General features: G+C 77.6%; 4 protein-coding genes. All 4 read left to right on the forward strand.

Annotation, left to right across the window (positions count from 1 at the left end):
* Positions 1 to 773: SaeA-related protein (locus E1298_RS48910; protein ID WP_481726150.1), on the forward strand; the 773-nt coding region annotated here is incomplete at its 5' end.
* Positions 770 to 2,008, forward strand: a complete 1,239-nt coding sequence (locus E1298_RS42610) for a TRAFAC clade GTPase domain-containing protein (RefSeq protein ID WP_131903075.1) — start codon at positions 770 to 772, stop codon at positions 2,006 to 2,008. The genes E1298_RS48910 and E1298_RS42610, both read left to right, overlap by 4 nt.
* Before the next feature lie 2 nt (positions 2,009 to 2,010).
* Complete coding sequence (locus E1298_RS42615; RefSeq protein ID WP_131903076.1) at positions 2,011 to 4,479, forward strand: GAP1-N2 domain-containing protein; 2,469 nt, start codon at positions 2,011 to 2,013, stop codon at positions 4,477 to 4,479.
* Between the two features lie 3 nt (positions 4,480 to 4,482).
* Positions 4,483 to 6,216, forward strand: coding sequence for a TRAFAC clade GTPase domain-containing protein (locus E1298_RS42620; protein ID WP_131903077.1), 1,734 nt, complete (start codon positions 4,483 to 4,485; stop codon positions 6,214 to 6,216).
* Positions 6,217 to 6,351 lie beyond the last annotated feature (135 nt).

A 6,351-nucleotide genomic window follows, 5' to 3' on the forward strand; every position in this document is an offset into this window, starting at 1 on the left:
GGGGGCTGCTGGTGCGGCCCGGGGCGGGGGGCTGGCTGCTCGCGGTGACCGTCGCCGAGGGCACCGCCGCGATCGGCGCCTACCACCGGCACGTGAACCTGCCGCCGCCCCTCCGCCTGGTCGCCGAGCGGCGCGGCGCCTATGTGCACGTCGGATTCGACTGGCCGCCGGACGTGGCGGAGGTCGACCTGGTCTACCGGGTGGGGCGGGACGACATCGCCACCGGCCGGATCGAGGCGAGGCTGATGGAGACGAACCGGGCGGAGGCGGGCCGGATCGAGACGGGACGGCTCGCGCCGCCGGCCCCCGGGCGCGCGACCGTCACCCGCGCCGCCTACGAGACCCAGGGCGGGATCCGGCTGCCCGTCCCCGAGGACGAGCCCGTCGAGGTGTCGGTCGCGGCGGCCGGGAGCGTCGGCGGCTCCCGGGTGACCGGGCCGCCGGTGACCGCCGAGGTCGGCGCGCGCACGATCGTCGGCTACGACGTGCTGCGGACCGGCCCGCCGTGGCGGCGCTCGCTGACGATCCACCTCACCTCGTCCCGCCCGCTGCGGGTCGCGAGGCTGTCGCTGGTGCTGCGCGCCGGGCGGGTCATGCCGCACCGCGCGGCCGACGGCGAGACGCTCGGCACGTGGGAGCAGGTGCCCGTCCCGGGGGAACTGACGCTCGCCGCGCCGGACGCCCCGGGCCCGTACTGGCTGCGCTGCTTCGCCGACGACGGCGCCGTCGAGCTCAGCGATCCGCCCGTCCGCCGGCTGCAGGTCGCGCGATGACCCGACCGCTGTCCCGGGTGGGGCTCCCCGGCGCGTCCTCCCGGCACGAGATCACGTGCCCGTACTGCTTCGCGTCCGTCGCGCGGCAGCGGGTGCTGTTCCGGTGCCGGGGCCAGGCCGGGCGGACGCAGGGCTGCGCGCCCGTCCTGGACGAGGCCCTCGCCGCCTACATGGGCTCGCCCGCCGGGGCGTCGCTGCCGCCGGTGTTCGCCGCGTCCGGGCGCAAGGGCCGCGCCGACTGCCCCGCGTGCGGCCGCCCGACCGGCAACCGGGCCTGCCCGGAGTGCCACAACCCGCTCCCGGCCGCGTACTGCGACTCCCCCGGGCGGATCGTGGCGCTCGTCGGCGCGAAGAACGCGGGCAAGAGCACCTACATCGCCGTCCTGCTGCACGAGCTGATGAACCGGGTCGGCACCGAGCTGGACGCGTCGCTGGTGGCCTGCGACGACCGCACGATCGAGCGCTACAAGCGCGACTTCGCCCGTCCGCTGCTGGAGCAGCGGCGCCTGCTGCCGACGACGGCCAGCGCCGCGACGGGCCCCCGCGAGCCGCTCGTCTACCTGCTGACCCGGACGAGACGGGGCCGCTTCACGCGCGCGCGCAACGACTCCCTGGCGCTGGTGCTGTTCGACACCGCGGGCGAGGACCTGCGCAGCCGCGAGGTGACCGACCTGCACCTGCGGTACCTGGAGGCGGCCGACGCGATCATCTTCCTGGTCGACCCGCTGGAGTTGCCCGGCGCGCGGACGGGCCTGCTGGACGCCGCCCCCGTGCCGCGCGTCCCCGGCGACGACCCCGACAGCGAGCCGCTCAACGTCATCGCCCGCGTCACCGAGACGCTGCGGCAGCGGCACGGCACCCGGCCGGGCGAGCCGCTGCCCGTCCCCGTCGCGGTCGCGCTCACCAAGATCGACGCGCTGCGCCCGGCGCTGCTGCGGCAGTCGGCCCTGCACCGCTCCCGCTCCGGCGCGGGCGTCCTCGACCTCGACGACAGGGACGCGGTGGACGAGCAGGTCCGCGCGCTGCTGCACGAGTGGCAGGCCGGGCAGCTCGACACCTACCTCGGGCAGCAGTACGCCGACCACGCGCTGTTCGGGCTGTCGGCGCTCGGCGGCATCCCCGAGGGCGGGCGGGTCGGCGCGGGCGGCGTCCGCCCCTACCGCGCCGAGGACCCGCTGCTGTGGCTGCTCCACCGGTTCGGGATGCTCGACGGCGTCCGGCCGGGAGGGTCCTGACGGTGGCCTGGCAGCTGCACTACACCTCCGCGCGTCGCGGGCCCACGGGCCGGGCGGGGTTCCAGTTCGTCGCCGAGACGCCCGGCCTGCCGGGCGGCGTCCGGGCGGCGGTGACGCCGTACCTGTCGTACCGCCCGCCGCCGGGGGCGCCGCTGTCGCCCGACGACTCCGAGCTGGAGCTGTTCCCCGTCTCGCTGCTCTACGACCGGGTGGACGGCCGCCCGCTGCTGCTGCGGTGCCGCTACCTGGGGCGGGACTACTCCGGCCGCTACGGCAACTTCTTCGCCCACGCGGTCGTCGCCGAGCCCGACGAGCTGGAGGGGCTGCGTCCCGCCGAGCTGTGGCACGCCCCCTTGTGGGCGCCGCTGCCCGTGCCCGGCCCCGCCCTGGACGTGCTGGACGAGCTGACGCCCGGCGCCGCGCTCGACCCCGAGTCCCTCGCGGCGTGGCTGGCCTCGTCCGGCACCGGCGGCGGGAGCGGCGCGCACGCCACGCTGGGCCGCCTGGTCGACGCGGTCGCGGGCGTCCTCGGCCGGGGGCACGGCCGCGTCGTGCTCGTCGCCGACGACGTCGAGGTGATCGCCCGCTGGATCGCGGCGGTGTCCTACTCGCTGCCCGTCGCGGCGGCGGCGCGCCTGTCCTTCGTCACCTACAGCGCCGACCCCGGCGGCGCCGGGCAGCGCCTGGTCGGCACGACGCCCGACGTGTGGGCCGCCGTGCGGCACCACGCCTCGCACGCCCTCGCCGTCGACCTGCGCAAGGGCGCGCCGGACGGCGCCCTCTCGCGCTTCGCCCGGACGGTCGCCGACTGCTGGCGTGACCTCGACTTCGCCGGCCTCGACGCCCTGGCCGAGCTGGCACCACCGGACGGCCCCGCACCCCCGGACGGCCCCGGGCCATCGGACGCCCCGCCCCGGCGCGGTCGTCCGGCGAGGCCCAACGGCGGCGAGGCAGTGACGGCGGCCCTGGAGGGCGCCGCGGCGCTTGAGGCGGCCGCGTCGTTGCTCGCGTTGTCCCGCGGCGACTCCACCGTGACCGCGAACGAGGAGAACGCGGCGGCCCGGCTGCTTGCCGGGCGCGGCGCCGAGATCCCCGAATGGATCTGGTGGGAGCTGGCGTCCGGCGTGCCGTCGATGGGCCTGGAACCGGTGCTCGCCGTCCACGCATGGGCACGCGGCACGGGGGCAGGGACGGTCGCCGAGCAGTGCGCGCTGCGCCTCGCCGAACTGGCCCTCACCGACCCAGCCGCACGGGCCCACCTCCCCGAACCACCCGCGCGCGAGGACACCCCCCGCACAGGAGGACCCACGGACGCCGCCGCTGACGGCCGCGACACCGGCGGGCTCGGTGGCCGGGTGTCTGCGGCGCTGGTGGAGGCGCCGACGCTCGCGGAGGTCGGGGCGGTGGCCGGGGTCGCCGCGCGGGCCGGGGCCGGGGCCGAGCCCGCCGAGGTCGCGGCAGCGGCGGCGGCGCTGGCCGTGCGCGGTGCCGCCGACCTGCCCGCCGGGCTCGCCGCGTGCCCGGACGGTCTGCGCGGCGCGCTCCTGGACGGGGTGCTCGCCGGGCTCGCGGAGGCGGGACGGCGGGAGCTGGCGTCGGCGCTGACCCCCGCCGCCTGCGAGGCGCTGTACGGGCACGCGGAGCGGCTGCGGAACGTCCCGCTGGTCGCGGTGCGCGTCCTGGTCGCGGTGGGGCGCGGGCGCCCCGGGCGGCGGGTCGCGGTCACCGGGGAGCTGCTGCGGCTGGACGGCGGCGACGTCGGCGCGGCGCTCGCCGAGGTGTGGTCGTCGCCGCCGTCCGCCACCGAATGCGTCGAGCTGCTGGACGCGCACGGGACGGCGATGGAGGCGCACCCGGCGCTGGCCTCGCTCCCCTCCCGCACGTTCGATCGGCTGTGCTCCCCCGGCGGGGACGGGCTCGCGGACGCCGCCACGCTGCGGCTCGCGGCGCGGGTCCGGGCCGTCCTGCCAGACGGGCGGGCCGGGTGCGACGCCGCCGCCGTCCAGGCCCACGCCGCCGCGATCACCGCCGACGGGCCCGAGCGAGCCGCGCGGGCGCTGGAGGAGCTCGCCGAGGCGCTCGGCGCGACCTCAAGGCTGGCCGAGGCCGCGTTCGCCGACGCGGCGGCGCGGCTGCGCCGGCGGCCGCCGCGGTTCCGCGCGGCGCTGCTCGCGGCCGCGCCCGCGTCCGCGCGCGCCCGGCTCGCCGGCCGGTGGACCGAGGAGCTGCCCGGACGGGCCCGCGCGGGCCGCGCCCCCCTGCGCGGCGCCGAGCTCGCGCAGCGCAACGAGCTGGTCGAGGTCGCGCTGCGGCTGCGGGCGCGCGGCGTCACCGAGCCCGCGCTGGAGACGTGGGCGCGGGCCGCCGCCACCCGGTGGCTCGCGGCCCGGCAGCTCGACGCGCACCTGGCGGGCGAGCCGGGGCTGCGCACGGCTTTGAAGGACCTCCTCGCCGAGGCCAGGGGGAGGTGAGGCGTGCATCCGGTCATCGTGCTGCTGCTGATCGCCGCGTGGGTCGGCGTCATGTACCTGGGGTTCACGATCGTGTTCCCCGTGCTGTTCCCCGCCACGCTGGTCGTCGCCGGGGCCGCCGCGCTCGGCCTGTACTACCTGCACGCCTGCCGGACGCTCGCGCCGTCCACCCTCGAAGGCCCCTCGCCGGTCGCCTCCCCGGCGGTCGCCTACCGGCACTACCTGCTCGGCCAGGTGTGGCGCGACTGGTGGGCGATCACCCGCACGGTCGTCCCGCAGGTGTGGAAGACCGCGTCGGGCATCGTCATCACCCTCACCCGCATGCTGCTCGGCGGTCTGTGGGGGTTCTTCGCGTTCCCCATCTGGGCGGCGCTGTGCGCGGGGATCGCGACGGCGGCCGTCCCCGCCGCCGTGTTCGTGCTGGCGCTGACCCTCCTGTACGGGGTGGTCGCGGCGATCGGGCTCGCCGGATGGCTGGCGTGCGTGCTCGTCCTGGCCGGGCTGGAGCGCCTGTTCATGATGTACGGGCGGATCCTGCAGACCTGCCCGCACCCGTTCTGCTACGAGCGGATCGGGCTCCCGGAGTACGCGTGCCCCGGGTGCGGCGCCCGGCATGCCCGTCTGGCGCCGGGCGCGGGCGGGGCGTTCCGCCATGTCTGCCGGTGCGGGACGCGGCTGCCGACCACGGTGCCGCTGGGCCGTTTCCGGCTGGCGGCGTTCTGCCCGCACTGCGGCGGGCCGCTGCCCGAGCGGATCGGACGCGTCCGCGTCGAGCCGCTGCCGTTCGTGGGCGGCCCGGCCGCCGGCAAGACCACGTTCATGTTCCTCGGCATCCGGGCGCTGCACGGGCGCGCGCGGGCCATGCACGGACGGCTCGCGTTCGTGGAGCAGCGGCACGCGCAGGCGTACGCGGGCGCGATCCGCGAGTTCCAGCGCGGCGGACGGCTCGCCAAGACCGGGCCGGAGCTTCCGCTCGCCACCATGCTGGACGTGGAGCTGCCGGGGCGCGCGCGGCGGATCCTGTACCTGTTCGATCCGGCGGGTGAGCACTACACGGGCGCCACCGAGGTGGAGTCGCTCCGCTACCTCGACCACGGCGAGGCGCTGCTGTTCATCGTGGACCCGTTCGCGCTCCCCCAGGTCCGGCGCGCCCTGACCGAGGACGAGCAGCGCCTGGTCGACCGGGCCGCGGCGTCGTCCGAGGAGGATCCCGCCGACACGCTCCAGCGGGTGCTGAACGAGCTCCGCTCCCGTCCCGACCAGGGGCGGCAGAAGCGCGTCGCCGTCATCGTCACCAAGACCGACCTGCTGGCCCGCACCGAGATCGGCCGCTGCCTGGGCCAGGAGCCCGACCCCGACCTGCGCGGCTGGCTGTCCCGGGTCGGGCTCGGCAACACCGTCCGGACGCTCGACCAGGTCGCCGGGCACGTCCGCTACCTCGCCTCCGGGCTGGGCACCGAGCCGGCCGAGGTCGCCGACCTGCTCGGCTGGGTGTCGGGGCTGGCCCCCGGCCCGTCCGCGAACGGCGACCGCCCGGCCACCACCCCGGACGAGGGCCAGGAGGTGCCGGGGACGGCGCCGCTGCGCGCCCCCTGGCCCGTGCGGGGCCGCGACTCCGAACGCGTCCCCGCCGGCTACCAGGCCGGGCGCTGGGCCGTCCTGGCCGGCCTGTCGGTGCTCACCGCCGCCACCGTGACGGGCGCGGTCGTCGCCGCGGCGGAGCGCTTCCCGTACTGACCGTGATGTGACGGACGCCACTTCCTGACACGGCAGATAACGTACCGTCATCCGGTTACACCCCTCGAAGCCACGTTGCCCCGCGCGGACCGTCCGACCTCCGCCCTCCCCCACGGAGACCTCCATGCCCCAGAC

The sequence above is a fragment of the Actinomadura rubrisoli genome, from assembly GCF_004349215.1.
Classification (GTDB): Bacteria; Actinomycetota; Actinomycetes; order Streptosporangiales; family Streptosporangiaceae; genus Spirillospora; species Spirillospora rubrisoli.